The following is a 26141-nucleotide window of genomic DNA, read 5'->3' on the forward strand; positions in this document are numbered from 1 at the left end:
AGCTCCTCAGCCGCGTTCGGGACGCGCCCGGGACGGCTCGTCCGGCGCGGTGGCGACGTAGTCCCGCATGACGTCGGTGACCTCGCGCAGGAACGCCGCGGTGGCCTCGGCCTGCTCGGGGGTGAGCCGGGAGACCGCCCGGTCGACGCCGACGAGCAGCGGGCGCAGCGCCTCCAGCACCTCGCCGACGGCGCTCTCGGTCACCTGGAGGCTGAGCCGCCGCCTGTCGTACGGGTGCGGGGTCCGGGCGACGTGACCGGCCTGCACGAGCCGGTCCACGAGCGTGGTCGCCGAGGCCGACCGGATGCCGAGCCGGTTGCCCAGCTCGACCGGGCCCAGCGGCTCCGGGCTGGAGACCAGGTGGTCGATGGCCGCGGCGTCGGTCGCGTTGAGGCCCAGGCGGCGGGCCAGTGCGGCCCGGGTGTCACCGGCGATCCGCAGCACGTCGCGCAGCGCTCGGGAGGCCTCGCTGCTGGGCGGCGCGGCCGGCGCGGTCTCCCCGGTTGACGGCACCCCCTCCATGGGACAAAGCTAGCAGCCCGGGTAGCTAGAGAATCTAGCTAATAGAGGGGGCCGCACATGCGCAGCGACGGACGGGGACGCTGGTTCGGGCTGCTCGCCATCAGCCTCGGCGTCGCGATGATCATCGTGGACGCCACCATCGTGAACGTCGCGGTGCCGCAGATCATCCGCGACCTGGACATCACCTCCACCGACGCGCAGTGGGTGCAGGAGGCGTACACCCTGGTCTTCGCCGCGTTGCTGCTGGTCGCCGGCCGCTTCGCCGACCGGTCCGGGCGGCGGCGGATGTTCCTGGTCGGCGTCACCGTGTTCGTGGTCGCCAGCGTCCTCGCGGCGCTCGCCGGCTCCGGCGAGACGCTCATCGCCGCCCGGGTGCTCCAGGGCGTCGGCGGGGCGATGATGCTGCCCACCTCGCTCTCCCTGCTCAACGCCAACTTCACCGGCCGGGAGAAGGGCATCGCGTTCGCCGTCTGGGGCTCCACCATCGGCGGCGCGGCGGCGCTCGGTCCCCTGCTCGGCGGCTGGCTCACCACCACGTACTCCTGGCGGTGGGCCTTCGGCATCAACGTCCCGGTCAGCCTCGCCGTGATCGTGGCGACGCTGGTGCTCGTGGGCGAGTCCCGCGACGACCGGGCCGAGCGCGGCCTGGACCTCACCGGCGCGCTGCTCTCCGTGATCGGCATGACCGGCGTGGTCTTCGCGCTGATCGAGGGCCGCACCTACGGCTGGTGGGAGCGGGAGCGGCCGTTCAGCCTGTTCGGGCTGGACTGGACCGCGTCGATCTCGCCGGTGCCGGTGGCCGCGCTCCTGGGGCTCGCCGCGCTCGGGCTCTTCCTGGCCCAGCAGGTACACCGCAACCGGGCCGGCCGGCCGGCGTTGCTCGACCTGTCGCTGTTCGGCATCGGCTCGTTCCGCAACGGCATCCTGGCCGCCGGGATCGTCAGCCTGGGCGAGTTCGGCCTGCTGTTCGCGCTGCCGCTGTGGTTCCAGAACGTGCTCGGCTACAGCGCCTTCCGGACCGGCCTGGCGCTGCTGCCGCTCGCCGTCGGCAGCTTCCTGGCCAGCGGCCTCGGCGCGCCGCTCACCCAGCGCTGGGGCGCGGCCCGGGTGGTCCAGCTCGGTGTCGCCGCCGAGCTGGTCGGCGTGGCCGGGCTCGGGTTCGTGGTCGCGCCGGACACCAGCTGGTGGGCGCCGGTGGGCTTCCTGTTCGTGTACGGCGTCGGCGTCGGCCTGGCCACCGCCCAGCTCACCGGCGTCTCCCTGTCCGAGGTGCCGGTACGCCGCAGCGGCCAGGGCTCGGGCCTGCAGAGCACCGCCCGGCAGGTCGGCTCCGCGCTCGGCATCGCCGTGCTCGGCACCGTGCTCTTCGCCGGCCTCGGCGGACTGCTCGGCGACCGCCTGGCCGACCAGCCCGGACTCGACCCGGCCCAGCGGGACCAGGTGGTGAGCGCGGTCAAGGAGAGCGCGGGCGCGGCTATCGGCGGGCTGGAGGCGGACCCGCGTACCGCGCCGATCGCCGAGGAGGCGAAGGCGGCGTTCTCCGACGCCACCCGGTACGCGGCGTTCGCCGGAGCCGGGTTCCTGCTGATCGGCCTGGTCGCCTGCCTTCGCCTGCCCTCGGTGCGGCCCGGGGACGCCACGGCGCGTACCGAGGCGGAGCCGGCCCGGGCCTGAGCGCTCCGGCCGGGCGGCGGCTCACCTGCGGGGGCCGCCGCCCGGCCCGAGCCTGTGAGGCTCGCCGCCGACCCGGCGTGCGGCTCATACGGGAGGGGCGCCGCCGGCCTGGCGCGCGGCTCATCTGCCGAACGCGACCGCCAGCGCGGCGGCCACGAAGACGACCTGGAGCGCCGTGCGGGCGCCCAGCGGGGTCACCGGGCGGCCGGCGAGCGTGAGGCGGCGGCGCGCGGCAGACACGTTCGCCGGGAACATGGCCAGCATCAGCAACGCCAGCCCGGCCGCCGCCGGACGCGCGGTCGCCGGGACCAGTAGCGCGAGCGCGCCGCCGAGTTCCAGCACGCCGGTGACGGTGACCAGCAGGTCGGGCCGGGGCAGCGACGGCGGGACCATCGCGATCAGGTCCCTGCGCCGGGACGCGAAGTGGGCCACGCCGGTCAGCACGAACATCAGCGCCAGCCCGACCCGCAGCGCGGGGTGCCATCCGTCCAGGGCGTCCACGCCGAGCAGGCCGGCGACGCGGGCCAGCGCGGTGCCGGCGAGGAGTGCGATCAGGGGTGCCATTGTCGATCCCTCCGACGAGCATCTTGTCGGTGACAAGATTGCGCGACGGGTGTCATCTTGTCAATGACAAGTTAGGGTGACGGCATGGCCTCGTACCACCACGGTGACCTCCGTCGCGTCCTGCTGAGCACCGCGGCGGAGGCGATCGCCGAGACCGGGCCGGCCGCGCTGAGCCTGCGTGAGCTGGCCCGCCGCGCCGGGGTCTCGCACGCCGCGCCCGCACACCACTTCGGTGACAAGGCCGGGCTGCTCACCGCGCTCGCCACCGAGGGCTTCGACCTGCTCGCCGACGCGCTCCGGCAGGCCGGCGACGACCTGCTCGACACCGGCGTGGCCTACGTCGGGTTCGCGGTACGACACCGGGCGCACTTCGACGTCATGTTCCGGCCCGAGCTGTACCGGGCCGACGACCCGGAGCTGATCGCCGCCCGGGAGCGGTCGGGCGAACTGCTGCGCGGCGGGGTGGCCCGGCGCACCGGGCGGGAGCCGGACACCGACGCGCTGGCCGCCTGGTCGATCGTGCACGGCTTCGCCACGCTCTGGCTCTCCGGCGCGCTGCCGCCCCGGGTGGGCGACGACCCGGAGGCCGCCGCCCGTACCGTGATCAGGCGGTTGTTCAACTGAGCCGGCCGGGCGTCACCAGCTCGTCGGCAGCGGCATCCCCTCGGTGTAGCCGGCCGCGCTCTGCACGCCGACGAGCGCCCGCTCGTGGAACTCCTCCAGGCTGCGCGCGCCCGCGTACGTGAACGCGCTGCGCACGCCGGAGATGATCTCGTCGATCAGGTCTTCGACGCCGGGCCGGCTCGGGTCCAGGTACATCCGGGCCGACGAGATGCCCTCCTCGAAGATCGCCTTCCGGGCCCTGTCGAACGCGCTGTCCTCGGCCGTGCGGGCGCTCACCGCACGCGAGGACGCCATGCCGAAGCTCTCCTTGTAGCGCCGCCCGTCGGCGTCGGTGTACAGGTCGCCGGGGGACTCGTAGGTGCCGGCGAACCAGGAGCCGATCATCACGTTCGACGCGCCCGCGGCGAGCGCCAGCGCCACGTCCCGCGGGTGGCGTACGCCGCCGTCGGCCCACACGTGCCGACCCAGCGAGCGGGCCGCCGCCGCGCAGTCGAGCACCGCGGAGAACTGTGGACGGCCCACGCCGGTCATCATCCGGGTGGTGCACATCGCGCCCGGCCCGACACCCACCTTGACGATGTCCGCGCCCGCGTCGACCAGGTCGCGTACGCCATCGGCGGTGACCACGTTGCCGGCTGCCACCGGCACCGGCGGATCCAGCCGGCGGACCGCCCGCAGCGCCTGGAGCATCCGCTCCTGGTGCCCGTGCGCGGTGTCCACGACGAGCGTGTCCACCCCGGCCTCCAGCAGCGCGGCGGCCTTGCCGGTGACGTCGCCGTTGATGCCCACGGCGGCGGCGACGCGCAGCCGTCCACGGTCGTCGGTGGCCGGCTTGTACAGCGTGGCGCGCAACGCGCCCTGCCGGGTCAGCACCCCGACCAGGCGGCCCTGCGCGTCCACCACCGGCGCGATCCGCCGCCGGCCCGCCGACAGCCGGTCGAATCCGGTACGCGGGTCCGCGTCCGCCGGGACGGTGTGCAACTCGGTCGACATCACGTGCCGGAGCTGGGCGAAGCGGTCCACCCCGACGGTGTCCGCCTCGGTGACCACGCCCATCGGCCGACTGTCCGCGTCGACCACCACCACCGCGCCGTGCGACCGTTTCGGCAGCAGGTGGATGGCGTCGCCGACGGTCTCGGTCGGGCCCAGCGTGATCGCTGTGTCGTGCACCAGGTGGCGCTGCTTGACCCAGCCGACCACGTCGGCGACGACCTCGATCGGGATGTCCTGCGGGATCACCGCCACCGCGCCGCGCCGGGCCACCGTCTCGGCCATCCGCCGGCCCGCGACGGCCGTCATGTTCGCCACCACCAGCGGGATGGTGGTGCCGGTCCCGTCGGTGGTGGCCAGGTCGACGTCGAGCCGGGAGCCCACCTCGGACCGGTTGGGCGCCATGAAGACGTCGTTGTAGGTCAGGTCGTGCGCGGGGACCGCGCCGTGAAGGAACCGCACCCGGCCATCATTCCCGCCCCGGGCCGTGCCCGCCCCCGGTGGTGGCTCAGACCACCCGGCCTCGCGCTGTTAAGAAGGGGCCCCTTCTCTACCTCAGGCGTTAAGAAGGGGCCCTTCCTTGCATCTCAGGCGATGGTGCAGATCGCGGCGCCGGACGTGATCACCGCGCCGACCTCGGCGGCGAGCCCGCTCACCGTGCCGGCCTTGTGCGCGTGCAGCGGCTGCTCCATCTTCATCGCCTCCAGCACCACGACCAGGTCGCCCTCGGCCACCTCGTCGCCGTCGGCGACCGCGATCTTCACGATCGTGCCCTGCATCGGCGAGGTGAGCGTGTCGCCGCTGACCGCGGCGCCCGCCTTGCCTCCGCCGCCCCGGCGGGCCGGCTTCTTCGCGGCGGGCGCGGCTGCCGCCGTACCCGCGCCGAGCCCGGCGGGGAGGACGACCTCCAGCCGCTTGCCGCCCACCTCGATCACCACGGTCTCGCGCTCGGCCGGCTCGTCGGCGGCGCCCGGGGTGGCGGTGAAGGCCGGGACGGTGTTGTCCCACTCGGTCTCGATCCACCGCGTGTGCACGGTGAACGGCTCGGCGGTGAACGCCTCGTCGCGGATCACCAGGCGGTGGAAGGGCAGCGCGGTGGCCATGCCCTCGACCACCATCTCGTCGAGCGCCCGGCGGGCCCGCTCCAGCGCCTCGGCGCGCGTCTCGCCGACGATGATCACCTTGGCGAGCAGGGAGTCGAAGTTGCCGCCGATCACGTCGCCGGCCGAGATGCCGGTGTCCACCCGCACGCCCGGCCCGGAAGGCAGGCGCAGCGCGGTGACGGTGCCCGGCGCGGGCAGGAAGTTGCGGCCCGGGTCCTCGCCGTTGATCCGGAACTCGATGGCGTGCCCGCGCGGCGTCGGGTCCTCGGTGAAGCGCAGCTTCTCGCCGTCGGCTATGCGGAACTGCTCGCGGACCAGGTCGATGCCGGCGGTCTCCTCGGTGACCGGGTGCTCGACCTGGAGCCGCGTGTTCACTTCCAGGAACGAGATCGTGCCGTCCGCGCCGACCAGGTATTCCACGGTGCCGGCGCCGTGATAGCCGGCCTCGCGGCAGATGGCCTTGGCGCTGTCGTGGATCTGGGCGCGCTGGGCGTCGGTGAGGAACGGCGCGGGTGCCTCCTCGACCAGCTTCTGGTGCCGGCGCTGCAACGAGCAGTCCCGGGTGCCCACCACGATCACGTTGCCGTGCTGGTCGGCCAGCACCTGCGCCTCGACGTGGCGCGGCTTGTCGAGGTAGCGCTCGACGAAGCACTCGCCCCGGCCGAACGCGGCGACCGCCTCGCGGGTCGCCGACTCGAACAGGTGCGGGATCTCCTCCATGGTGCGGGCGACCTTGAGGCCGCGTCCGCCACCGCCGAAGGCGGCCTTGATGGCGACCGGCAGGCCGTGGTCGACGGCGAACGCCATCACCTCGTCCGCGTTGCCCACCGGGTCCGGGGTGCCGGGCACCAGTGGCGCGCCGGCCCGCTGCGCGATGTGCCGGGCGGTCACCTTGTCGCCGAGGTCGCGGATCGCCTGCGGGGTGGGGCCGATCCAGGTGAGCCCGGCGTCGATGACGGCCTGGGCGAAGTCGGCGTTCTCGGAGAGGAAGCCGTAGCCGGGGTGCACCGCGTCCGCGCCGGACCGGGCCGCCACGTCGATCAGCTTGTCGATGCGCAGGTAGCTGTCCGCGGCGGTGTCGCCCCCGAGGGCGTACGCCTCGTCGGCGAGCGTGGCGTGCAGGGCGTCCCGGTCGGAGTCCGCGTAGACGGCGACGCTCGCCAGGCCCGCGTCGCGACACGCGCGGATGACGCGGACGGCGATCTCGCCGCGGTTGGCGATGAGAACCTTGCGCACCTTGTGGCTCCTCCCGGGAGGTCGTTGCCGGGAGTTTAGCGGCCGACCTGCGGAGCCTAACGATCGCTCAGTGTGGGATGCGGCACTGTAGTCAAATTTGGCTATTACGCTTGTCCGGTGTCGGCAACGAGGATGATGATTCTGGGCCTGGTCCGGTGGATGCAGCCGGTGCACGGCTACGACGTGCGCCGCGAGCTGCTGAGCTGGAGCGCGGACAAGTGGGCCAACGTCCAGCCCGGCTCGATCTACCACGCGCTGCGCAAACTCACCGACGAGGGCCTGCTGCGGACCGTCTCGGTCGAGCAGGTGGGTGCCCGTCCGGCCCGCACCACGTACGAGGTGACGGCGAAGGGGGAGGACGAGTTCGAGACGCTGCTGCGCGCGCAGTGGTGGCAGGTCCAGGAGCCGCCGGACCCGTTCGTGGCGGCGTTCTCCTTCCTGCCGGCGATGCCGCGAGAGGAGGCCGCGGCGGCGCTGCGCAACCGGGCGAACCTCCTCCGGGCCGGGGTCGAGTCGATGCGCGCCTCGCTCGACTCGGACTGGGTGCGCAACCGCAAGCCGGTGCACGTCGGGTGGATGTTCGAGTTGTGGCTGGCACGGGCCGCGGCGGAAACGGCGTGGTGCGAGCGGATCGCGGAGCGGATCGAGTCGGGAGTGTCGTACCTGCCCGATGGGATGGAGCGGGCCGACGGCTGGTCGGGCTGGACCGATGGCTCGCGATGACACGACATAATCAACGTTGACTAGAAAAGCTATATCGCGTTAGCCTCGGCAGGAATCGCGGGGGATTCGTGCGTCCTCGCGGACGATCGGCGGCCGGTCAGGTCCGCCCGGACGACCAGGAGCAGAAATGATCGAGACCAGGGGGTTGCGGAAGTCGTACCGCTCCCGCGAGGGTCGCGAGACGAAGACCGTGGACGCGGTCCGCGGCGTCAACCTCGACGTCGCCGAGGGGGAGATCTTCGGCTTCCTCGGGCCCAACGGAGCCGGCAAGACCACCACGCTGCGCATGCTCGCCACCCTCATCGAGCCGGACGGCGGCCAGGCCACTGTGGCCGGGGCCGACCTGCGCAAGGACCCCGCCGAGGTGCGCCGCCGGATCGGGTACGTGGCCCAGGGCGGCAGCACCTGGGACGAGTCGACCGCCCGCGAGGAACTGGTGCTCCAGGCGCGCCTCTACGGCATCGGCAAGGCCGAGGCGAACCGGCGGGCCACCCGCGCGCTGGACGCCTTCCAACTCACCGAGTACGCCGACCGCAAGTGCAAGACCTACTCCGGAGGCCAGCGCCGGCGGGTCGAGATCGCGCTCGGCATCATCCACGAGCCGAAGATCGTCTTCCTGGACGAGCCGACCACCGGGCTCGACCCGCAGAGCCGCGCGCACATGTGGGACGAGATCCGCCGGCTGCGCACCGAGGGGATGACCGTCTTCATCACCACGCACTACCTCGACGAGGCGGACGCGCTCTGCGACCGCATCGCGATCATGGACCACGGCGAGATCGTCGCCGAGGGCACGCCCGCCGAGCTGAAGCGGGAGATCTCCGGCGAGGTGGTCATCGTCGGCCTGGACGCCCCGAGCACCCCGCGCGCCGCCGAACTGCTCGACACCGAGGCGTACGTGAGCAAGCTGGAGACCGTCGACGAGGGCGGCCTGCGTCTCTACGTCGACGAGGGCGCCACCGCCATCCCGCAGGTGCTGCGCCGCCTCGATCACGCCGGGCTGGACCTGCGCTCGATCGAGCTGCACCGCCCCAGCCTCGACGACGTCTTCCTCACCAAGACCGGCCGCTCGCTGCGCGAGTCCTGACCCCCGGAGAAGCTGTCATGAAACTCGCCCGCGACACCTGGCTGATCTTCCAACGCCAGACGCTGCTGCTCCTGCGTAACCCGGTGTGGATCTTCGTCGGCGTCTTCCAGCCGGTGATGTACCTGCTCCTGTTCGCCCCGCTGCTCAAGCCCGCGCTGAACGCCCCGACGCAGGCCGCCGCGTACAAGATCTTCGTGCCCGGCCTGCTGGTGCTGCTCGCCATCTTCGGCGGCCTGTTCCAGGGCTTCGGCCTGATCGCCGAGCTGCGCGCCGGCGTGATCGAGCGTTCCCGGGTCACCCCGGTCAGCCGGCTCGCGCTGCTGCTCGGCCGGTCACTGCGCGACGTGGTCTCGCTCATCGTGCAGGCAGTCATCATCACGCTGCTGGCGCTCGCGTTCGACCTGCGCGTCTTCATCGGCAACCTGCTCCTGGCGTACCTGATGCTCGCCCTCATCGCGCTTATGACCTCGGCCGTCTCCTACGGCATCGCGCTCAAGGTCAAGAGCGAGGACGCGCTCGCCCCGCTGATGAACACCGTCGCTCAGCCGGTGCTGCTGCTCTCCGGCATCCTGCTGCCGCTCACCTTCGCGCCCGGCTGGCTCCAGGGCGTGGCCAAGTGGAATCCGTTCTCCTGGGCGGTCGAGGGCACGCGCGCGCTGTTCAACGGCGACCTCGGCAACGACCGGGTCTGGCAGGGCCTCGGCATCATCGCGGTGCTCGCCGCCGCCGGGGTGTTCTGGGCCGCCCGCCAGTTCGCCCGCAGCGTCCGCTGACCAGGGGGCCCGGCGCGGTCCGCGCGGCTTGCCCGGCTTGCCCGGCCTGCCCGGCCTGCCCGGCTTGATCGACTCCACTTCGCCGAGGTGGCGGCATCCGCGCTCAGGGATACCGCCACCTCGGCGAAGTTGTGTTCGGCTGGCTCAAAGCACCCGGGCGAGCGTGACGCCGTCGGCGATCGGCAGCATGACCGCCTCGACGCGGACATCCGCGATCACCGCGTCGTTGAACGCGGCGATGGCCCGGTCGTCGGCGTTGCGCGGGGCCAGCACCCGGCCGTCGCGCAGCGTGTTGTCGACAGCGATCACCGCGCCGGGACGCATACGGGGCACCAGTTCGTCCCAGTAGATCGGGTAGCCGACCTTGTCCGCGTCGATGAACGCGAAGTCCAGGTAGCGCTCGCGGGGCAGCTCGCGCAGCGTCTCCGCGGCCGGGCCGATGCGCAGCTCGATCCGGTCCTGCACGCCGGCGCGCTCCCAGTAGCGCCGGGCCACACCCGTGTACTCCTCGGAGATGTCGAAGCAGGTCAGCCGCCCGCCCTCGGCGAGTCCGCGGGCGATCGCCAGCGAGGAGAGGCCGGTGAAGGTGCCCACCTCCACCGCCTGCCGTACGCCGAGCAGCCGGGTCAGGAACGTCAGGAACGCGGCCTGTTCGGGCGCGACCTGCATGACCGCTGCGGCGGGCAGGGCCGCCCGGGTCTCCTCGGCCAGCTCCCGGACGATCTCGTCCGGCGCGGACCCGTGGGCCACCAGATAGTCGTGCAGTTCCGGCGTGAGCGGCAGCGGCTTTGTGGTCATGTCCGGACGTTAGCCGAGATGCTCGATCTCCTGGCCCCCCGGCGCGACCTTCGTCCACAGGTCGACGATGCTCAGCTCCACCTCGCCGAGCAGCCGGCGCAGCAGCGGCAGCGACAATCCCACCACCGTGCCCGGATCACCCTCGATCCCGGTCAGGAACGCGCCGCCCAGCCCGTCGATGGTGAACGCGCCGGCCACCGCCAGCGGCTCGCCCGTCGCCACGTACGCGGCGATCTCCTCGTCGCTGATGTCGGCGAAATGCACGGTCGTCGACGCGACCGCCTCCGCCTGCGACTCGTGCGTCACGTCGATCAGACTGTGCCCGGTGTGCAGGACGCCGCTGCGCCCGCGCATCCGCTGCCAGCGCCGGGTGGCGTCCGCCGTGTCGTCCGGCTTGCCGAGGATCTCGCCGTCGAAGGCCAGCACCGAGTCACAGCCGAGCACGAGAGTGCGCTCGTCCGGCGACGGCCGCAGCCGATCGCGTACGGCCTGCGCCTTCAGCCGGGCCAACTCCAGGCACAGATCCTCGGCGCGCTCGCTGACCACCTGCGACTCGTCCACGCCGCTGACCAGCACGTCGGGCTCGATCCCGGCGGCCTGGAGCAACTTGCGGCGGGCGGGAGACTGCGAGGCGAGCACAAGGCGCACCGGTACGGAGGTCGACACCCCGCCGACGCTACCGGCTGACCCTCGGCGGTGGGTCGTCGGCACGTCGGCGCCGACGCCAGAACAGGTACCCGCCGCTCGCCGCCACCAGCACACCCAGGGTGGCGAGCCCGCGTACGGTCGCGCTGCTGTCGTCGCCCTTTTCCGGGGCTGCCTCCGCCGATGCCGGTGGCGTGACGTTCGAGGACTCGAAGCCGAGTGGGGGGACGTCGGCGGTGAGCGCCGCTACCAGGTCGATGACGCCGTAGCCGTACTGGTCGTCGCGGCCGGGCGGTCCCTTGTCGACGGCGGTGGCGGTCAGCCGGTGGGCGACTTCCTGCGCGGGGAGGTTGGGGTACTTGGAGCGGATCAGGGCAGCCGCGCCGGCAACGATCGCGGTGGCACTGGATGTTCCTGTGCCCTTCGAATACTTGCCGCCATAGCTGGTGCTGTAGATATCAACGGCTGGGGCAGCAATCTCGATGCTGGGCCCCGTGACTGAAATCGGGGCATGGTTTCCGGCCTGGTCGATCCCGCTTACTGCGATGACACCTTCCTCTGCAGCTGGGTAGCCAATCGCGGCGGCTTCAGGGAGGTTGCCAACGCCTGCGACAACGACTATGTCAGCGGCCAGTGCGTTCTTCACTGAACGAGTTAATTTTTCGCTTGTGACGCCTGCGCTGGAGATGCTTATTACTCCGGCGTGTTGCGTGACTGCGTAATCTATCGCCTCTGCGAGCTTGTCGGCCTCGCCGTAGTTGTCTGAAGTGGACGAGATGATTGGGAGAATTTTGGCCTCCGGCGCTATTCCTAGTGCGCCGATTTCCCCATCAGCGCCATGGGCGGCGATGAGTCCCGCCATGGCGGTCCCGTGGCTGTTTGCGTCCCGCAAGCCGTCTCCGGTGCCCGTCAGAATATTCTTGCCTTCAAGTAAATTTCTGGAGAGGTCCGGATGAGGGTCAACGCCAGTGTCGGGAACTGCCACTAGGACCCCCGCTCCGCGAGAGACCTTATGAGCTTCGTTAACCTTGAGGAAGGCTAGATGCCACTGATCCTTTCGGACCTGCGAAGTATCCGCGGGCGCGGCTGACTGCACTGCCTGGGTTGAGAAGAGGCTGACGACGGCCAAGATCGAGAGGGCTGCGCGCATGCTGAGTTGGTCAACGATCTCGGCCGATGGCTGGCCCTGGATCGATCGGACCATCGTCAGGCGGAGGCAGCACGACGGGACTGACCCCTTTATCGGTCTCCCAGGGGTGGTCAGGATCCCAGGGGCGAGATGCTCCACTCGTCTCGTTCTGGCGACCGGATCGGCCACTCATGGAGGGATAGCCGCCGAGAGGTGTTCCGCCCGTTGGACCCATCACTGGGTTTCTCCCAATTCCGGGGCGTGATCCAGCATTGCCAGCGGGTGCGGTGCCCGCGCCGCCACCTCCGATGACGCCGCCCACGGGATTCACCCTGCGGGGCGTGGCATTCTGCGAGGGTGGCTGCACGAGACCCGGGCCGAATGGTTGGCCGATCAATCCGTTCGGCTGCGTGCGGGGAAAGGAGTTCTTCGGCGCCTCTCCTGAAACTGGTCTGCCCGTGAGCGGGTTTGGTCGAGTATCTCGCAGAGACGGGTTAGCGCCCAGAGCGCCAGGAGTGGCCGGCGGAAGGGGAACCGAGTTCGGCAACGATGGGGAAGTCGATGGAGCGTGTGGTGTGGTGGTGCTTGGAGAAGGAATCAGAGCGGAGCCGGCGCTGCCAAGGATCGGTCCGACGCCCACGGTGGGGGGAGTTTGTGGCCTCTGGCCGGAAGTGCCGCCGAGTGGCGCTGGCTTCGTCCTTGGACTTGGGCTTGTGACAGCAACCGGAACGATCGGTGGAATAACAGGTGCTGCCCCGCTGGCCCCATAAACATCTGGGTTATTCGTCTCGATGCCAGGCCGAGGAGCGGCCGGCGGACGCTGAAGCATGACCTGGGCGTGCTGGAGTTCGCCGCTCAACCCCGTCATCAACCCGCGCGCCCGTACGTTCAACTGCTCCAGGTCGTCGTCCGTGACCGGGGGCCGTTCCGGCAACCGGCTACCAGCCACCGCCTTCGGGTCGTCGATCGTCGCCTCGTACGCCCGCTTCTGCCGCAGCTTCTTCTCGTACTCCTCGCGCAGCGGTTGCAGCTCGGCCCGCGCGCTGCCGATGGCGCGGGTGGCGGCGGCGAGCGCGTCGTAGTTCGCGGCGGCGGCGTCGTGGGTGCGCTGCACGCGGTCGATGAGCTGGTCGAGTTCGGCGATGTACGCCCGCGCGGCGGCGTTGGTCTCGGGCGGCCATGCCTCGGCGAGGCCGCGCCGGTATTCCCGCAGCCGGCTCAGGTGGGTCAGCGCGAGGTCGCAGACCTTGCGCCACCCGGCGACCTGCTTCCACTGGCCGGTGGTGTCCTGGTCCTGCACGCATGCCCACATGCTGAGGACGTCCATCAGCCGCCAGTCGGTCAGCCCGGAGGTGCGTCCGCTGCCCCGTTCGATCACGGCAGGATCACCCGGCTCTGTTCGGGGGCGGTGGGGTCGGCGAGCGGCGGCAGCGGGCGGGCGACGGTGCTCGACGGCCCGGCGAGCGCCCGTTCGACGTCGGTGACCCGGGCGGAGGAGAACGCGTCGGCGTCGCCGTAGTGGGTGGCGATCCGGCCGGCGGCGTCGGCGAGCCGGCCGGTGGCGGGCGCCAGGTCCCACACGGCGCTGACCGCTGCGGTCTGCGTGTCGTGGTGGGCCTGGAGGAAATGGACCAGCTCGATGAAGGCGTCGGCCGGGTTGGGTACCGGGGCCTTCATGTCGTCGGCGATGTAGGACAGATGCGGCGAGTAGTTGCGCGTCACCTCGTCCTGGAGTCGATCGGCGAACTCCCGCATCTGCCGGATGTCGGCCTCGATGCCGCCGTAGCCGCGCAGCCAGCCGGCTGGCTGGTTGTCCTCCGGGATCATCGGAGCCTCCTGCCCGTCACCACACGGTTTCCCTGAGTGAGGTTAGTGGCTCAACGTGGATCCCGGCAGCCCCGCCCGGCGCCGCGGGTGGAACCAGACGTCAGCGGGGCAGGCCGGAGGCCCGCCAGGCGCCGGCGCCGGCCACCGGGCCGGCGAGGGCGGGACGTGCGCTGCGTGCCCACTGCGACACGGGGGCCGGCGTGGCGGCCTGGGCCGGGCGGGTACGCACCATGATCGCGCCGACCAGAGCGGCCAGCTCCTCGGCGGTGGGCACGCCACGGACGATCCGGAACAGCGGCTCCTCGGCAGACATGACCCAAGAGTACGCGTCGCGAATTCGACCTTCGCCGTACAGTGGCGTGCCGACGGTGTGAGCGTCCGGGCGTCCGGGTACGGTTTCTGCGATGTCGAACGCGCTCCCCCAACTCGTCGCCGACCGGTACCGGCTTCTCACGCCGCTCGGTCAGGGCGGCATGGGCCGCGTCTGGAAGGCGCGGGACGAGGTGCTGCACCGGGACGTGGCCATCAAGGAACTGGTCCCGCCGCCCGGTCTCACCCCGGAGGAGCGCCGCGAGATGCGCGAGCGCTCGCTGCGTGAGGCGCGGGCGATCGCCCGCCTCAACAACGTCAACGTGGTCCGCATCTTCGACGTGCTGCGTACCGACGGCGATCCGTGGATCGTCATGGAGTACGTCGCGTCGAAGTCGTTGCAGGACACCATCGCCGAGGACGGTCCGGTCTCGGCGGCCAAGGCGGTCGAGATCGGCCTCGGCGTGCTGAACGCGCTGAAGGCCGCGCACAAGGCCGGCATCATGCACCGCGACGTCAAGCCGGGCAACGTGCTGCTCGGTGAGGACGGCCGGGTGGTGCTCACCGACTTCGGCCTGGCCACGATCCCCGGCGACCCGAACGTGACGCGCACCGGCATGGTGCTCGGCTCGCCCGCGTACATCTCGCCGGAGCGCGCCCGCGACGGCACGGCCGGGCCGGAGGCCGACCTGTGGTCGCTCGGCGCCACGCTCTACGCCGCGGTCGAGGGCAAGTCGCCGTACGCGCGCCCGTCGGCCATCGCCACGCTCGCGGCGCTCGCCACCGAGCCGATGCCGCCGCCGCGCAACGCCGGGCCGCTCAAGCCGGTGCTCCAGGGCCTGCTGCGCAAGGACCCGGACGAGCGGATCACCGCCGAGGTCGCGGAGCGCATGCTGCGCAAGGCCGCCGGTCGCCGGGCCAAGGGCATCTCGCTGCTGGACGGCGTACGCCGGCCCGGGCCGAACGGCCCGCGTGTGCCGCGCCCGCCGCTGGTGCCGGCGCCGCGCCCGGCCGAGCAGGCCGAACGCGCGGCGACCTCGGTCTCCGGGGCCGCCACCGGGGGTACGGCAGCGACGGTCGACCCGACGGCGAAGGTGCCGGCGCCCACTACGGACGCCGGTCCCACCGCGAAGGTGACGCCACCAGTAGCCGATCCGACCACCAAGCTCGACCCGGCGCCGTCGGCCGACGAGACCCGGGTGGACGACGAGGCCCGGGTCGACGGTGTCGACCCGGCGCTGGACGAGACGCGGCTCGACGGCGAGCCCGTCACCGACACCCCGGCGCCGGTCAGCCCGGCCGTGACCGGCTCCGCACCGGTCAGCCCGGCTCCGGCCCAGGAGGCGCCGTCGACCGGCCGGGCCACGGTGCTGCCGGTCGAGAAGTCCGCGCCCAACCGGCGCAACCTGCTGATCGGCGCGCTGGTCCTGCTGCTGCTGGTCGGCTTGGTGGTGGCCGTGCCGCTGCTGAACAACGGTGACGACGGCGACGGCGGTGAGCCGACGGCCGGCACCTCGGCGTCGGTGGCGCCGCCGCCCGCGCCGAGCGAGAGCGCGTCGCCGAGTGCTCCGGCGACGAGCGCGTCGGCCAGCCCCACGCCGTCGGCCAGCCCGTCGGCGTCCGGGGCCGCGTTGCCGGCCGGCTGGCGCCTCTACACCGGCCCGAACGGCTTCAAGGTGCCGATCCCGGAGAACTTCCAGGCCCGGGTCGGCGGCGACAACGTCGTGCTCTACGAGGTCGGCGGCAGCCGGCGGGTGCTGTTCATCCAGTGGACGCCGAACCCGAAGCCCGACGCGTACGCCGACTGGAAGGGCCAGGAGCCGTACCGCGCTTCCCGCGTCCGGGGCTACAAGCTGGTCGGCATCACCAAGTGCGACCCCTACTTCCGCACCTGTGCCGACTGGGACTGGCTGGAGACGCGCAACGGCGACACCCGCTTCCACGTGCGCAACCGTGGTGTGGCGACCGCCAGCAACCGGGGCTTCGCGCTGCGCTGGGAGGTCCCGGCGAAGGACTGGGACGCCAACCTGGCGAACTGGGAGATCATCACCAAGGGCTTCGTGCCGGACCGCAAGAACTGACCGGGAATCCCGCCGGTTACGAAACTCGCTCGCATGGCTTTCCGTTGTCGGGGGTATGAGTCCCTTCGACGACGGAAGGAGGTGCGACATGGGTTACCGACGCAGGGACACCGGCCCGCGGCTGGCACTGTGGATGCTCGTTGCGCTCGGCGACGTCGTGCTGCTCCTGATCGCCGCCGGCCTGTCCGCGCCGGTCGCGGTCCTCGGTGTGCTGACCCTCACGATCGCGGGTGTGGCGGTGTGGCGCTGGATGCGCCGGACGCCGGTGCCCGTGCCCGCCTCCGCGCGCCGCAGAGCCTGAGCTACGTACGACGCGACAGTGGGACCGCCTCGCAAGGAGGCGGTCCCACTGTCGTAAGCCGGTGGATCAGGTGTTGTTGGCCAGGGCGATCAGCCGGCTGCGGTCACCGTTCCAGTAGTTGCGGTCGACGTTGCCGCTGATCCCGGAGACGGAGCCGGTGCTCGTGTACTGCCAGAAGCTGTAGAACGGAGCTCCGGCCGGCAGGGTGCCGGGCGAGCTGGCCCAGCGGGCGATCCACAGCGGGTGGTTGGCCCACGGGCCGCTCCAGCTGCCGGTGCACTGGTTCCACCAGCTCGTCGTGGTGTAGATGACCGCGTACCGGCCGGTGCGGGAGCGGTAGGTGTTGAGGAAGTCCTGGACCCAGTTGCGCATGCCGGTGGTGCTCAGGCCGTAGCAGTAGCCGCCGCTGTATGGGTTGCCCTCCAGGTCCAGCGCGGCGGGCAGCGTACGGCTGTCGGCCGACCAGGCGCCGCCGTTGCTGGCGAGGTAGTTGGCCTGGGTGGAGCCGGCGGAGATGTTCGGCCGGGCGAAGTGGTAGGCCCCGCGGATCACCCCGGCGTTGTACGCGTTGACGTAGTTCGCGTTGAAGTTCGGGTCCTTGTAGCTCGTGCCCTCGGTGGCCTTGATGAAGGCGAACTGGATGCCCGCGTTGCGCACGCTGGTCCAGTTGATGCTGCCCTGGTAACGGGAGACGTCGATCCCGGGCGTGGTCGCGGCGGCGGCCGGTCCGGCGGTCGCCACGAGGGCCACGGCCGCGGTGGCGGCGGCGGCCAGGCCGGCAGCGAGGAGCCGGCGTACGGAGAGTCTGGTACGGGCCATGGTTTGCCTCCAGATGGGCGTCCGTCTATTGACGCCCATCTTTGGAGCTTAATGCCCTAGATCGCAATAGGGAGCAAGGAAATTTTCATCGACGGCCATCGTTCGCCCAGGTGGCGCGTCGATTGCGGATCAGCGGAGCGCGCTCGGGTCCATCGCCCAGCGGAACGGCTCGGTGACACTCAGCGTCTCGCCCGCCTTGGCCACCGCGTCCTCGACGTAGTGCGAGCCGTCGAGCCGGTGCAGCCGCAGCGAGTGGCTGTCGCCGTCCTGCTCGACAAGCAGGTACCACGGAATCCGGGCAATCGCGTAGAGCTGCATTTTGACCAGCCGGTCAGCGGCGGCGTTGCCCGGCGAGACGATCTCGCCGACAAGCGCCACGCGATCGGCGTCGAGGATCACGCCGTCGTCGTCGGCGTCGGTGACGACGAGATCCGGGATCACGATCCGGTCCACGCCAAGCCGCACATTGATGGCGTCATAGACGAACAGGCCGGACGGCTCGGCCGCCAGCTCCACGGAGTTCGCCAGTCGTCGCGCCACCCGCTGGTGCCGTCGGCTCGGGGCAGGACTCACGATCAGACTCCCGTCGAGCAGTTCGATGCGGTCGCGGCTGTCGCCCAACGCGAGGTAGTCGGCCTCGGTCCACGGACCGACGTGCGAGCTGTAGGGCTCCAAGGGAGCTGCGCTCACCGACCTCACCTCCGCTCCGGCGCCTCGTCCGATCAGTCTCACACTCTATGAGACTCGGCTGGTCGAGCGACACGGCTCGGGCCGGTAGGCTCCCCGCCCATGCCCCTGATCGACGGCCTCACCACGCTCTGGGAAACGCTGATGAGCGCCCAGCCGGACCCGCCGCCGCTGCTGGTGGTGCTCACCGCCGTGGTCGCGCTCGCCGTGGTCGCCACCCGGCTGCCGTGGCGGATCGCCCGTAACGCGGTCACCATCGCGCACGAGGGCGGCCACGCGCTCGTCGCGCTGCTCACCGGCCGGCGGCTGCACGGCATCCGGCTGCACTCGGACACCTCCGGGCTGACGCTCTCCGCCGGCCGCCCCACCGGGCCGGGGATGATCCTCACGCTGCTCGCCGGGTACGTCGCGCCGTCGCTGCTCGGTCTCGGCGGCGCGTGGCTGCTGGCCGGGAACCGGATCACGCTGCTGCTGTGGCTGGCGGTGGCGCTGCTGCTGGCCATGCTGGTGATGATCCGCAACCTGTTCGGCGTGCTATCGCTACTGGTCACCGGCGGCGTGGTGCTCGCCGTCTCCTGGTACACCTCGCCCGAGGTGCAGGCCGCGTTCGCCTGGGCGTCGGTCTGGTTCCTGCTGCTCGGCGGCGTACGACCGGTGTTCGAGCTGCACCGGCAACGCGCCCGGGGCCGGATGCCGCAGTCCGACGCGGACCAGCTCGCCCGGCTCACGCCGTTCCCGGCGCTGTTCTGGGTGGGCGTGTTCCTGCTGGTCAGCGTCGGGGCGCTGGTGGTCGGCGCGCTGTTGCTCGCCGGTCCGATCCTCACCGATGCCGGCCTGATCGGCTGACGGCGGCCCGCGCGCCACGTCCCGTCCGGGGGCGGCCACCGCCGAGGCGGGCAGAATCGGATCCGTGCGATACGTGATCATCGGAGCGGGCGCGGTCGGCGGCACCATCGGCGTACTCCTGGCCGACGCCGGCCACGACGTGACGCTCGTGGCGCGCGGCGCGCATCTGGAGGCGCTGCTGGAGCGAGGGCTCACGCTGCGGACGCCGGAGCGTGAGGTCACCAGCCGGCTGCCGGCGGTGGCCGGGCCGGACGGCCCGCCGCTGCCGGCCGACGCCGTGCTGGTGCTCACCGTGAAGTCGCAGGACACCGTGGCGGCGCTGACGGCGTGGGCGGACGCCCCGGTCGAGGGCGGCGGAACGGCCGGCGAACGGCTGCCGGTCGTGCTGGCCCAGAACGGCGTGGCGAACGAGCCGGCCGCGCTGCGCCGCTTCGCCCGCGTACATCCGGTCTGCGTCTGGCTGCCCGCAACCCACCTGGAGCCGGGCCTGGTGGTCGCCAACGGGCATCCGCACCCGGGCATGCTGCACATCGGCCGCTACCCGAGCGGCGCCGACGACACCAGCCGGGCGGTCGCCGCCGACCTGACCTCTGCGGGGTTCGTCGCGCCGGTCCGCGACGACGTGATGCGCTGGAAGTACGGCAAGCTGCTCGCGAACCTCGGCAACGGCCTCCAGGCGCTGCTCGGCCGGGACGTGCCCGAAGCCCTGTCGCACCGGGTACGCGCCGAGGGGGAGGCGGCGCTCGCCGGCGCCGGCATCGCGCACACCACAGTCGAGGAGGAGGCCGCCGAACGCGGTGACCTGGTGTCGCACCGGCCCGTCCGCGGCGAGGAGCGCTCCGGCGGTTCCACCTGGCAGAGCCTGGCCCGTGGTGCGGGCTCGGTCGAGACCGACCACCTCAACGGCGAGATCGTGCTGCTCGGGCGCCTGCACGGCGTGCCGACCCCGGCCAACGCGGCGGTGCAGACCGCGGTACGCCGGGCGGTCCGCGACCGGATTCCGGCCGGCGACTTCCCGCTCGGCGAGCTGGAGAAATTGGTCGGCTGAGCGGGCAACCCGCGCCGCGCCGCCAGGCGTGTCCCCTCACGAACACGGGGAGGTGGCAGGTGCCCGACAGCGACGGATTCGACGAGTTCTACCGGGGCAGCCGACAGCGGCTGCTCGGCTTCGTCTACGTGCTCACCGGCGACCTGGCCGAGGCGCAGGACGCCGTGCAGGAGGCGTACATCCGGGCCTGGCAGCGGTGGTCCACAGTGCGCGGATACGACGACCCGGAGTCCTGGGTGCGGGTGGTGGCGAGCCGGATCGCGGTGAGCCGTTGGCGCAGCCTGCGCAGCCGGGCCCGCGCCTACCTGCGGCACGGCGCGGTGGCGGACGTGCCGGCGCCGAGCACCGAGACGCTGGAGGTGGTCGCCGCGCTACGCCGGCTGCCCGAGGCTCAGCGCACCGCGATCGCGCTGCACTACCTGCTCGGCATGCCGGTCGCCGAGGTGGCCCGGGAGACCGAGGCCCCGGTCGGCACCGTCAAGGCCCGGCTGTCCCGGGGGCGGACCGCCCTCGCCGAGTTGCTCGCCGTGGTGGACCTGGAAGAGGAGGCGGCAGATGCCTGACGACGTCGCGCTCGTGGAGTTGCTGCACCGGGACCTGCTGCACGTCACCTGGCCGGATCCGGAGACGATCCGGGCCACCGCCCGGCGGCGCAGCCGGCGCTCCGCCGCGCTCGCCGCGGCCTCGGTGGTGGTCGTCGCGGCGCTGGCCGCGACGCTGGTGAACCGGGTCGGCGCGCCGCCGCCGTCACCGGCCGCCGGAGGCTACGACGGGCAGGCGGAGATCGTGGCCGAGGCGATGCTGGAACCGGCCGACATCCCGGTCCGGACCGGCGAGCGGCTCAGCGAGACCGGCGTCGACGAGCCGGTCCGGGTCGACGATCTGCTCCAGTTCTGCGCCGGGAAGCAGGGGCTGGCGGCGCAGGAGCCGCGCTCGCGCTACTCGCGGTCGCAGACCCTGATGGAACCGCCGACCGAGCCCGCGACCACCGTCGGAACGGTCCTCACCCAGGACGTCTACCGGATGCGGTCCGGAGCGGCCGGACGGTTCGTCGACGACCTGGAGGGCACTGTCGCGGCCTGCGGCGCGTGGCGGACGACGGGCCAGGTCTACACCGAGCGGGGGATGGCCGCCGCCGACGTCGTGCACCGCTGGTACGTCGCGGCGAGCGGCTTCGCCGGCGACCAGGCGCTGCTGCTGCGGCACGAGGTCGCCGTGCCGCCGGACGAGACGACGGGCCGGCCGCCTGGATACCACCCGATATCGCTCGACGACCGGCTGGTCGTACGGGTGGGCGACCTGGTGACGGTGCTGATCCCGTCCGGCCGGCTGCGGACCGACGTGCCGGGCGCCGAGGTGACCGAGGGACAGGTGCGGCAGCTGGCCCGGGTCGCCGCCGAACGGATGTGCGTCGCCGCGAACCCGGGTTGCTGACGCCGGTGCCCCCGCCGCTCTCCCGGCGGGGGCACCGGATCGACTCACAGCGGGATGTTGCCGTGCTTCTTCGGCGGCAGCGTCTCGCGCTTGGTCCGCAGCACCCGCAGCGCCCGCACGATCTGCACGCGCGTCTCGTGCGGCGGGATCACGCCGTCCACGTAGCCGCGCTCGGCGGCGATGTACGGGTTCGCGAGCGTGTCCTCGTACTCGGCGATCTTCTCGGCCCGGACGGCGGCCGGGCCCTCGGCGTTCGCCAGGTCCGAGCGGTAGAGGATGTTCACCGCGCCCTGCGCGCCCATCACCGCGATCTGCGCGGTCGGCCAGGCGAAGTTCAGGTCCGCGCCCAGGTGCTTCGAGCCCATCACGTCGTACGCGCCGCCGTAGGCCTTGCGGGTGATGACTGTGACCTTCGGGACGGTGGCCTCGGCGTACGCGTAGATGAGCTTCGCGCCGCGCCGGATGATGCCGTCCCACTCCTGGCCGGTGCCGGGCAGGAAGCCGGGCACGTCCACGAAGGTGAGCACCGGGACGTTGAACGCGTCGCAGGTGCGCACGAACCGGGCCGCCTTCTCCGACGCGGCGATGTCGAGCGTGCCGGCGAACTGCATCGGCTGGTTCGCCACCACGCCCACCGGGCGCCCCTCGACGCGACCGAAACCGACCACCATGTTCTGCGCGTACAGCGGCTGCACCTCGAGGAACTCTCCGTCGTCGAGCACGTGCTCGATGACCCGGTGCATGTCGTACGGCTGGTTGGCCGAGTCCGGGATCAGCGTGTCCAGCTCCCGGTCCTCCTCGGTGACGTCGAGGATCGCGGGGGCGTCGAAGACCGGCGGCTCGTCCAGGTTGTTCGACGGCAGGTACGACAGCAGCGCCTTGACGTACTCGATCGCGTCCTCCTCGTCGGTGCCGAGGTAGTGCGCGTTGCCGCTGCGGGTGTTGTGGGTGCGGGCGCCGCCCAGCTCCTCCATGCCGACGTCCTCGCCGGTGACCGTCTTGATCACGTCGGGGCCGGTGATGAACATGTGCGAGGTCTGGTCGACCATGACGGTGAAGTCGGTGACCGCCGGGGAGTAGACCGCGCCACCCGCGCACGGGCCCATGATCAGCGAGATCTGCGGGATGACGCCGCTGGCCCGTACGTTGCGGAAGAAGATCTCGCCGTAGAGCCCGAGGGACGTGACGCCCTCCTGGATCCGCGCGCCGCCGGAGTCGTTGATGCCGACGACCGGGCAGCCGATCTTCATGGCGAGGTCCATCAGCTTGACGATCTTCTCGCCGAAGACCTCGCCGAGGGAGCCGCCGAAGACGGTGAAGTCCTGCGAGAAGACGCAGACCTGCCGGCCGTCCACGGTGCCGTAGCCGGTCACCACGCCGTCCCCGTACGGGCGGGTCTTCTCCAGCCCGAAGTTGGTCGAGCGGTGCCGGGCGAACTCGTCCAGCTCGACGAACGATCCCTCGTCGAGCAGCATCTCGATCCGCTCGCGGGCGGTCTTCTTGCCCCGCGCGTGCTGCTTCTCGACCGCGCGTGCCGACCCGGCGTGCACCGCCTCGTCGAGCCGTCGCTCCAGGTCCGCCAGCTTGCCGGCGGTCGTGTGGATGTTGAACCCGGTCTCGGTAGTCACCCGTGGAATATAACGATGGTTCAGGTGTCTGAGGCTGTGCAGTACGCCTCATCCGGGCCGTAGGCTGGCGTGATGCCCGGCTCGCCGTACACGGATCTGGACCGACCGCCGCTCTCCGCGGCCCGGCTGCGGCGCGCGCTGGTCGCGCCGAACGGGCCCTGGCGCCGGTTGGAACTGCTGGCCGAGACCGGCTCGACGAACGCGGACGCGGTGGCCGCGGCGCGGGCCGGCGAGCCGGAGGGCCTGGTGGTGGTGGCCGAGCGGCAGACCTCCGGCCGGGGCCGGCGGGGGCGCGTCTGGCAGTCGCCGCCGCGCGCCGGTCTCGCCACGAGCGTGCTGCTGCGGCCCGGCGAGGCGGACGCCGAGCGTGGCTGGGCGCCGGTGCCGGTCACCGGGTACGGCTGGCTGCCGCTGCTGGCGGGTGTCGCGCTGGTCGAGGCGGTACGCCTGCTGGCCGAGCTGGACGCGCGGCTGAAGTGGCCCAACGACCTGCTGGTGGACGGCGCGAAGTGCGCCGGCGTGCTGGCCGAGGCGGTGCCGGGCGAGAACGACAGGCCGCCCGGGATCGTCGTCGGTGTGGGGCTGAACGTGACGCTGCGCGCCGACGAGCTGCCGGAGAACCCGACCGGGTTGCCCGCCACGTCGCTCCAGCTCGCCGGCGCCACCGCCACCGACCGGGATCCGCTGCTGCGGGCGCTGCTGCGCTCGCTCGCCGACTGGTACGAGCGCTGGCGTGACGCCGGAGGTGACGCGGAGGCCAGCGGGCTGCGCGAGGCGTACCTGGCCGGGTGCGCCACCATCGGCCGGCAGGTGCGGGTGCTGCTGCCCGACGGCAGCGAGGCGCACGGCACCGCCACCGGGGTGGACGCCGACGGGCAGCTCCTGGTCGAGACGGACGCCGGGACGCTGCGGCTCGCCGCGGGCGACGTGCTGCACCTGCGGTGAAAGGAAGGGCCCCCTCTTAACGCCTCCGGTAGAGGAAGGGCCCCCTCTTAACAACCACGGGCAGCCGCCCGCGCGGCCGATGCCGACCGGGTGCGCCGACCGGTTACGGTCAGCGCGTCCTGTTCTGCGAGGAGGTTCCCCCGTGGCGTTCCCCGAAGACGTGCTCACCGAGGACGAGCACGTCGTGTTGCACCTGCACCCGCACTGGAAGGCCCTGATCCGGCCGGTCCTGGTGCTCGTGCTCGCCGTCGCGGCGGTCGTCGCCGGCTGGCTCCTGCTGCCCGACGGCAGCGGCGGCACCATCGCGCTCTACGCGATCGCCGTGGTCGCCCTGGCGCTGGTGCTGTGGCTGGGCCTGTGGCCGTTTCTGGTCTGGCGCACCACGCACTACCTGTTCACGAATGAGCGCGTACTGCTCCAGCAGGGGGTGCTGTCGCGCAACCGGCGGGACCTGCCGCTGACCCGGATCAACGACCACGCCATGAACCAGCGCTTCGTGGAGCGGCTGCTCGGCTGCGGCACGCTGACCATCGAGTCGGCGGGTGAGCGCGGCCAGTCGGTGCTGCACGACGTGCCGGGCGTGGACCGGGTGCAGACGAAGCTGTACGAGCTGGTCGAGGCGCACCACGACAAGCACAGCCTGGGCGACGGCGAGATGCGCGAGATCCTCGCCGACATGACCGAGGGCAGGTCCCTGCGCGACCAGCCCTGACCGCGCCGCCGACGAAAAGGCCGGCACCCCCTTCCCGGGGTGTCGGCCTTCGGTCGTTCAGCGTCGCGCGCGGCGGGGCTGGAGTTCGGCGGCGAGTTCGGCGTCCAGGTCGGTGCCGAGCGCGCCGCCGAGCCCGGCGTCGGCCGGTGCCGGACGGCCCCGGGGTGGCGCGTAGTCGGGTCGCCCGGCGCCCGGGGGAGGTTCCTCCTCCTCCAGCTCGCTCACCGACTCGGCCAGCTCGGCCACCGGGTCCATCTCGGCGACGTTGTCCCACTCGTCACGCGGCACCGAGTGCCAGGTCTCCTCGGCGTGCTTGGGCACCGGCTGGAAGACGAACGTGCGGTAGGACCAGAAGCGGAACAGCGTGGCCAGCAGGACACCGATGGTCTTGGCGACGTTCAGCGCCAGCAGCCCGTGTACGCCGAGGCCGTACTTGGCCAGGGCAAGGACGCCGAGTTCGATGACGAGGCCGGCGCCGTTGAAAAGGAAGAACAGGACGTATTCCCGCCGGAGTGCCGATTTCGGCCGATCCCGGTACGTCCAGTGACGATTCATCAGATACGACGTGATCGTGGCGACAATCGTCGCGATTACTGTCGCTTTCAGCTGGCCGTCTCGGAAAACCGTGAGTGCCAGGGCATTGAACACCGCGTAATTGATGACGGTGTTGATGCCGCCGACGACGCCGAATTTGAGCGCCTCGTGGATGAACTTCTGCCAGCGCTCGGGCAGCAGACGGACTCCAGGCATGCGGAACACCTTAGGCAGTGGGCTGGGCCGGCTCGGCCCGGCGGGTCGGGATGGGCGGTTCGTCACGCCCCGGACTCTCGGTCGTGGCTCGTTGCCGGAACTGGTGGTGTTCCCGCGTCGACGAAGACGAACCGTCGGTACGACCAGAACCGGAAGAGCGTCCCGAGGCCGGTGCCGACGATGAAGCTGGCGATGTTGTCGGCCAGCGGGGTCTGGAACACCGCGGGCCAGACCGCGCCCAGCCCGTAGTGGCTGACCGCGAGACAGGCCACCGCGATACCGAGGCCGACCGCGTTGAAGAAGAAGAAGAGCGCGTACTCCCGGGCCGGGTTGGAGCGCTGCCGGTGCCGCCACGTCCAGAACCGGTTGCCGAGGAAGGCGACGGTCGCGGCGATCACCGTGGAGATGGTCTTCGCGGCGAGCGGCGGCATGTCCCGGCCGCTGGACAGGAGGTTGAAGAGGACGAAGTCGACCACGAAGGCGAAGCCGCCGACGGTGGCGAACTTGCTCAACTCGTGGATCAGGTGACCGAAACGGTCGAGTAGTGCTCCGATCGGACCCCGACGGGTCTGCGGAGCCCCCGGTTGGTCCCCGGTCATCGTCGCGGCCACCCGCCGAGAGTACCGGTTGTCGGGTACGCGGGCGGACCGCAACGGCGAGTCGGCCACGACGGCTTCGTCGTGGCCCTCGCGGCCGGGCCGCCCGGGTCGGGGATCTGTCGCCCGTTCTCGATGTCCGTGAGCAGAGGGTAACCCGCTGTGTGAATCTGTGGAGCCCATCACGGAATCGTCTTTCACGACATGTTCGTACGCTTCCCCGCGATCGGGCGTCGCGGTCACTCCGGTGACGGACCGGGCCGTCGAAGGTTCACCGCAGGATTTGCGTG

The 26141-nt window shown here is 71.7% G+C and carries 28 protein-coding genes; 13 read left to right on the forward strand and 15 right to left on the reverse strand.

Features of this window, described 5'->3' with window-relative positions:
* Window positions 1-6: 6 nt before the first annotated feature.
* Entirely contained in the window at window positions 7-522 is a 516-nt protein-coding gene (locus tag MicB006_RS04275; protein WP_116503963.1) for a MarR family winged helix-turn-helix transcriptional regulator, read from the reverse strand.
* 57 nt (window positions 523-579) lie between these two features.
* Between MicB006_RS04275 and MicB006_RS04280 the strand changes: the two genes are divergently transcribed.
* Window positions 580-2196: an MFS transporter gene (locus MicB006_RS04280; protein WP_116503965.1), complete on the forward strand. Its 1617-nt coding sequence runs from the start codon at window positions 580-582 to the stop codon at window positions 2194-2196.
* Window positions 2197-2316: 120 nt separating this feature from the next.
* Here the strand turns inward: MicB006_RS04280 and MicB006_RS04285 are convergent, their stop codons facing one another.
* On the reverse strand, window positions 2317-2760 hold the full coding sequence (locus tag MicB006_RS04285; RefSeq protein ID WP_116503967.1) for a DoxX family membrane protein: 444 nt from the start codon (window positions 2758-2760) through the stop codon (window positions 2317-2319).
* Between the two features lie 84 nt (window positions 2761-2844).
* On the opposite strand from MicB006_RS04285, the gene MicB006_RS04290 reads away from it, so the two are divergent.
* The gene (locus tag MicB006_RS04290) at window positions 2845-3384 is read left to right on the forward strand and encodes a TetR/AcrR family transcriptional regulator (protein ID WP_116503969.1); all 540 of its coding nucleotides are present in this window, start codon (window positions 2845-2847) and stop codon (window positions 3382-3384) included.
* A gap of 12 nt (window positions 3385-3396) precedes the next feature.
* Here MicB006_RS04290 and MicB006_RS04295 read toward each other — a convergent pair whose 3' ends face one another.
* Window positions 3397-4836 carry a GuaB1 family IMP dehydrogenase-related protein gene (locus tag MicB006_RS04295; RefSeq protein WP_116503971.1) on the reverse strand — a complete coding sequence of 480 codons (1440 nt, stop codon included), beginning with the start codon at window positions 4834-4836 and terminating at the stop codon, window positions 3397-3399.
* Window positions 4837-4961: 125 nt separating this feature from the next.
* Window positions 4962-6713, reverse strand: coding sequence for a biotin carboxylase N-terminal domain-containing protein (locus MicB006_RS04300; RefSeq protein ID WP_116503973.1), 1752 nt, complete (start codon window positions 6711-6713; stop codon window positions 4962-4964).
* Between the two features lie 132 nt (window positions 6714-6845).
* Between MicB006_RS04300 and MicB006_RS04305 the strand changes: the two genes are divergently transcribed.
* The 3 genes from MicB006_RS04305 (at window position 6846) to MicB006_RS04315 (ending at window position 9296) form a co-directional block, all read left to right on the forward strand.
* Window positions 6846-7436: a PadR family transcriptional regulator gene (locus MicB006_RS04305; protein WP_116503975.1), complete on the forward strand. Its 591-nt coding sequence runs from the start codon at window positions 6846-6848 to the stop codon at window positions 7434-7436.
* Window positions 7437-7563: 127 nt separating this feature from the next.
* Window positions 7564-8523 carry an ATP-binding cassette domain-containing protein gene (locus MicB006_RS04310; RefSeq protein WP_116503977.1) on the forward strand — a complete coding sequence of 320 codons (960 nt, stop codon included), beginning with the start codon at window positions 7564-7566 and terminating at the stop codon, window positions 8521-8523.
* Window positions 8524-8540: 17 nt separating this feature from the next.
* Window positions 8541-9296, forward strand: coding sequence for an ABC transporter permease (locus MicB006_RS04315; protein ID WP_116503979.1), 756 nt, complete (start codon window positions 8541-8543; stop codon window positions 9294-9296).
* A 144-nt stretch (window positions 9297-9440) separates the two neighbouring features.
* On the opposite strand, the gene MicB006_RS04320 is transcribed toward MicB006_RS04315, so the two are convergent.
* The 6 genes from MicB006_RS04320 to MicB006_RS04345 all read right to left on the reverse strand — a co-directional run bounded on the left by MicB006_RS04320 (window position 9441) and on the right by MicB006_RS04345 (window position 14008).
* On the reverse strand, window positions 9441-10094 hold the full coding sequence (locus MicB006_RS04320) for an O-methyltransferase (protein ID WP_116503981.1): 654 nt from the start codon (window positions 10092-10094) through the stop codon (window positions 9441-9443).
* A 9-nt stretch (window positions 10095-10103) separates the two neighbouring features.
* Window positions 10104-10760 (reverse strand): nucleoside triphosphate pyrophosphatase, encoded by a 657-nt coding sequence (locus MicB006_RS04325; protein ID WP_116503983.1) that lies wholly within the window; start codon window positions 10758-10760, stop codon window positions 10104-10106.
* A 10-nt stretch (window positions 10761-10770) separates the two neighbouring features.
* On the reverse strand, window positions 10771-11889 hold the full coding sequence (locus MicB006_RS04330; RefSeq protein WP_116511163.1) for a S8 family serine peptidase: 1119 nt from the start codon (window positions 11887-11889) through the stop codon (window positions 10771-10773).
* A gap of 10 nt (window positions 11890-11899) precedes the next feature.
* On the reverse strand, window positions 11900-13246 hold the full coding sequence (locus tag MicB006_RS31790; protein ID WP_161565908.1) for a hypothetical protein: 1347 nt from the start codon (window positions 13244-13246) through the stop codon (window positions 11900-11902).
* The gene (locus tag MicB006_RS04340; RefSeq protein ID WP_073825088.1) at window positions 13243-13695 is read right to left on the reverse strand and encodes a hypothetical protein; all 453 of its coding nucleotides are present in this window, start codon (window positions 13693-13695) and stop codon (window positions 13243-13245) included. Before MicB006_RS04340 ends, MicB006_RS31790 begins: the two co-directional genes overlap by 4 nt.
* A 100-nt stretch (window positions 13696-13795) precedes the next feature.
* Window positions 13796-14008, reverse strand: coding sequence for an acyl-CoA carboxylase subunit epsilon (locus MicB006_RS04345; protein ID WP_030501250.1), 213 nt, complete (start codon window positions 14006-14008; stop codon window positions 13796-13798).
* 91 nt (window positions 14009-14099) lie between these two features.
* Here MicB006_RS04345 and MicB006_RS04350 point away from each other — a divergent pair, with 91 nt between their 5' ends.
* Both MicB006_RS04350 and MicB006_RS04355 read left to right on the forward strand, forming a co-directional pair.
* Entirely contained in the window at window positions 14100-16085 is a 1986-nt protein-coding gene (locus tag MicB006_RS04350) for a serine/threonine-protein kinase (protein WP_116503987.1), read from the forward strand.
* 88 nt (window positions 16086-16173) lie between these two features.
* Window positions 16174-16386 (forward strand): hypothetical protein, encoded by a 213-nt coding sequence (locus tag MicB006_RS04355; RefSeq protein ID WP_073825077.1) that lies wholly within the window; start codon window positions 16174-16176, stop codon window positions 16384-16386.
* A 66-nt stretch (window positions 16387-16452) separates the two neighbouring features.
* Here the strand turns inward: MicB006_RS04355 and MicB006_RS04360 are convergent, their stop codons facing one another.
* Together MicB006_RS04360 and MicB006_RS04365 are read right to left on the reverse strand one after the other, a co-directional pair.
* Window positions 16453-17205: a GH25 family lysozyme gene (locus tag MicB006_RS04360; RefSeq protein ID WP_043326667.1), complete on the reverse strand. Its 753-nt coding sequence runs from the start codon at window positions 17203-17205 to the stop codon at window positions 16453-16455.
* Between the two features lie 129 nt (window positions 17206-17334).
* Window positions 17335-17895 (reverse strand): Uma2 family endonuclease, encoded by a 561-nt coding sequence (locus MicB006_RS04365; RefSeq protein WP_225980638.1) that lies wholly within the window; start codon window positions 17893-17895, stop codon window positions 17335-17337.
* 99 nt (window positions 17896-17994) lie between these two features.
* Here MicB006_RS04365 and MicB006_RS04370 point away from each other — a divergent pair, with 99 nt between their 5' ends.
* The 4 genes from MicB006_RS04370 to MicB006_RS04385 all read left to right on the forward strand — a co-directional run bounded on the left by MicB006_RS04370 (window position 17995) and on the right by MicB006_RS04385 (window position 21220).
* Window positions 17995-18738 carry a M50 family metallopeptidase gene (locus MicB006_RS04370; RefSeq protein ID WP_116503991.1) on the forward strand — a complete coding sequence of 248 codons (744 nt, stop codon included), beginning with the start codon at window positions 17995-17997 and terminating at the stop codon, window positions 18736-18738.
* Between the two features lie 64 nt (window positions 18739-18802).
* Window positions 18803-19786 carry a ketopantoate reductase family protein gene (locus tag MicB006_RS04375; RefSeq protein ID WP_116503993.1) on the forward strand — a complete coding sequence of 328 codons (984 nt, stop codon included), beginning with the start codon at window positions 18803-18805 and terminating at the stop codon, window positions 19784-19786.
* 59 nt (window positions 19787-19845) lie between these two features.
* On the forward strand, window positions 19846-20349 hold the full coding sequence (locus MicB006_RS04380) for a SigE family RNA polymerase sigma factor (protein WP_030501256.1): 504 nt from the start codon (window positions 19846-19848) through the stop codon (window positions 20347-20349).
* On the forward strand, window positions 20342-21220 hold the full coding sequence (locus tag MicB006_RS04385) for a hypothetical protein (protein ID WP_116503995.1): 879 nt from the start codon (window positions 20342-20344) through the stop codon (window positions 21218-21220). The genes MicB006_RS04380 and MicB006_RS04385 overlap by 8 nt, the downstream gene beginning before the upstream one ends.
* A 44-nt stretch (window positions 21221-21264) precedes the next feature.
* Here MicB006_RS04385 and MicB006_RS04390 read toward each other — a convergent pair whose 3' ends face one another.
* Window positions 21265-22848 carry an acyl-CoA carboxylase subunit beta gene (locus MicB006_RS04390; protein ID WP_116503996.1) on the reverse strand — a complete coding sequence of 528 codons (1584 nt, stop codon included), beginning with the start codon at window positions 22846-22848 and terminating at the stop codon, window positions 21265-21267.
* Between the two features lie 72 nt (window positions 22849-22920).
* Here MicB006_RS04390 and MicB006_RS04395 point away from each other — a divergent pair, with 72 nt between their 5' ends.
* Both MicB006_RS04395 and MicB006_RS04400 read left to right on the forward strand, forming a co-directional pair.
* Complete coding sequence (locus tag MicB006_RS04395) at window positions 22921-23793, forward strand: biotin--[acetyl-CoA-carboxylase] ligase (RefSeq protein ID WP_116511165.1); 873 nt, start codon at window positions 22921-22923, stop codon at window positions 23791-23793.
* A gap of 142 nt (window positions 23794-23935) precedes the next feature.
* A complete protein-coding gene (locus MicB006_RS04400; RefSeq protein ID WP_116503998.1) occupies window positions 23936-24505 on the forward strand; it encodes a PH domain-containing protein in 570 nt (189 codons plus the stop codon).
* Window positions 24506-24562: 57 nt separating this feature from the next.
* Here MicB006_RS04400 and MicB006_RS04405 read toward each other — a convergent pair whose 3' ends face one another.
* Window positions 24563-25255 carry a GtrA family protein gene (locus MicB006_RS04405; protein ID WP_116504000.1) on the reverse strand — a complete coding sequence of 231 codons (693 nt, stop codon included), beginning with the start codon at window positions 25253-25255 and terminating at the stop codon, window positions 24563-24565.
* Window positions 25256-25317: 62 nt separating this feature from the next.
* Window positions 25318-25854 carry a GtrA family protein gene (locus MicB006_RS04410; RefSeq protein ID WP_116511167.1) on the reverse strand — a complete coding sequence of 179 codons (537 nt, stop codon included), beginning with the start codon at window positions 25852-25854 and terminating at the stop codon, window positions 25318-25320.
* Window positions 25855-26141 lie beyond the last annotated feature (287 nt).

The organism is Micromonospora sp. B006 (assembly GCF_003408515.1).
In the GTDB taxonomy this organism is placed as follows: Bacteria; Actinomycetota; Actinomycetes; order Mycobacteriales; family Micromonosporaceae; genus Micromonospora; species Micromonospora echinospora_A.

Excerpts from the sequence above, each read along its gene's own strand:
- MicB006_RS04320 (WP_116503981.1), bottom strand. The coding sequence starts at position 10,094 with ATGACCACAAAGCCGCTGCCGCTCACGCCGGAACTGCACGACTATCTG.
- MicB006_RS04315 (WP_116503979.1), top strand. The coding sequence starts at position 8,541 with ATGAAACTCGCCCGCGACACCTGGCTGATCTTCCAACGCCAGACGCTG.
- MicB006_RS04330 (WP_116511163.1), bottom strand. The coding sequence starts at position 11,889 with ATGCGCGCAGCCCTCTCGATCTTGGCCGTCGTCAGCCTCTTCTCAACC.
- MicB006_RS04340 (WP_073825088.1), bottom strand. The coding sequence starts at position 13,695 with ATGATCCCGGAGGACAACCAGCCAGCCGGCTGGCTGCGCGGCTACGGC.
- MicB006_RS04275 (WP_116503963.1), bottom strand. The coding sequence starts at position 522 with ATGGAGGGGGTGCCGTCAACCGGGGAGACCGCGCCGGCCGCGCCGCCC.
- MicB006_RS04385 (WP_116503995.1), top strand. The coding sequence starts at position 20,342 with ATGCCTGACGACGTCGCGCTCGTGGAGTTGCTGCACCGGGACCTGCTG.
- MicB006_RS04360 (WP_043326667.1), bottom strand. The coding sequence starts at position 17,205 with ATGGCCCGTACCAGACTCTCCGTACGCCGGCTCCTCGCTGCCGGCCTG.
- MicB006_RS04290 (WP_116503969.1), top strand. The coding sequence starts at position 2,845 with ATGGCCTCGTACCACCACGGTGACCTCCGTCGCGTCCTGCTGAGCACC.
- MicB006_RS04350 (WP_116503987.1), top strand. The coding sequence starts at position 14,100 with ATGTCGAACGCGCTCCCCCAACTCGTCGCCGACCGGTACCGGCTTCTC.
- MicB006_RS04370 (WP_116503991.1), top strand. The coding sequence starts at position 17,995 with ATGCCCCTGATCGACGGCCTCACCACGCTCTGGGAAACGCTGATGAGC.
- MicB006_RS04305 (WP_116503975.1), top strand. The coding sequence starts at position 6,846 with ATGATGATTCTGGGCCTGGTCCGGTGGATGCAGCCGGTGCACGGCTAC.
- MicB006_RS04410 (WP_116511167.1), bottom strand. The coding sequence starts at position 25,854 with ATGACCGGGGACCAACCGGGGGCTCCGCAGACCCGTCGGGGTCCGATC.
- MicB006_RS04405 (WP_116504000.1), bottom strand. The coding sequence starts at position 25,255 with ATGCCTGGAGTCCGTCTGCTGCCCGAGCGCTGGCAGAAGTTCATCCAC.
- MicB006_RS04355 (WP_073825077.1), top strand. The coding sequence starts at position 16,174 with ATGGGTTACCGACGCAGGGACACCGGCCCGCGGCTGGCACTGTGGATG.
- MicB006_RS04395 (WP_116511165.1), top strand. The coding sequence starts at position 22,921 with ATGCCCGGCTCGCCGTACACGGATCTGGACCGACCGCCGCTCTCCGCG.
- MicB006_RS04345 (WP_030501250.1), bottom strand. The coding sequence starts at position 14,008 with ATGTCTGCCGAGGAGCCGCTGTTCCGGATCGTCCGTGGCGTGCCCACC.
- MicB006_RS04280 (WP_116503965.1), top strand. The coding sequence starts at position 580 with ATGCGCAGCGACGGACGGGGACGCTGGTTCGGGCTGCTCGCCATCAGC.
- MicB006_RS04310 (WP_116503977.1), top strand. The coding sequence starts at position 7,564 with ATGATCGAGACCAGGGGGTTGCGGAAGTCGTACCGCTCCCGCGAGGGT.
- MicB006_RS04285 (WP_116503967.1), bottom strand. The coding sequence starts at position 2,760 with ATGGCACCCCTGATCGCACTCCTCGCCGGCACCGCGCTGGCCCGCGTC.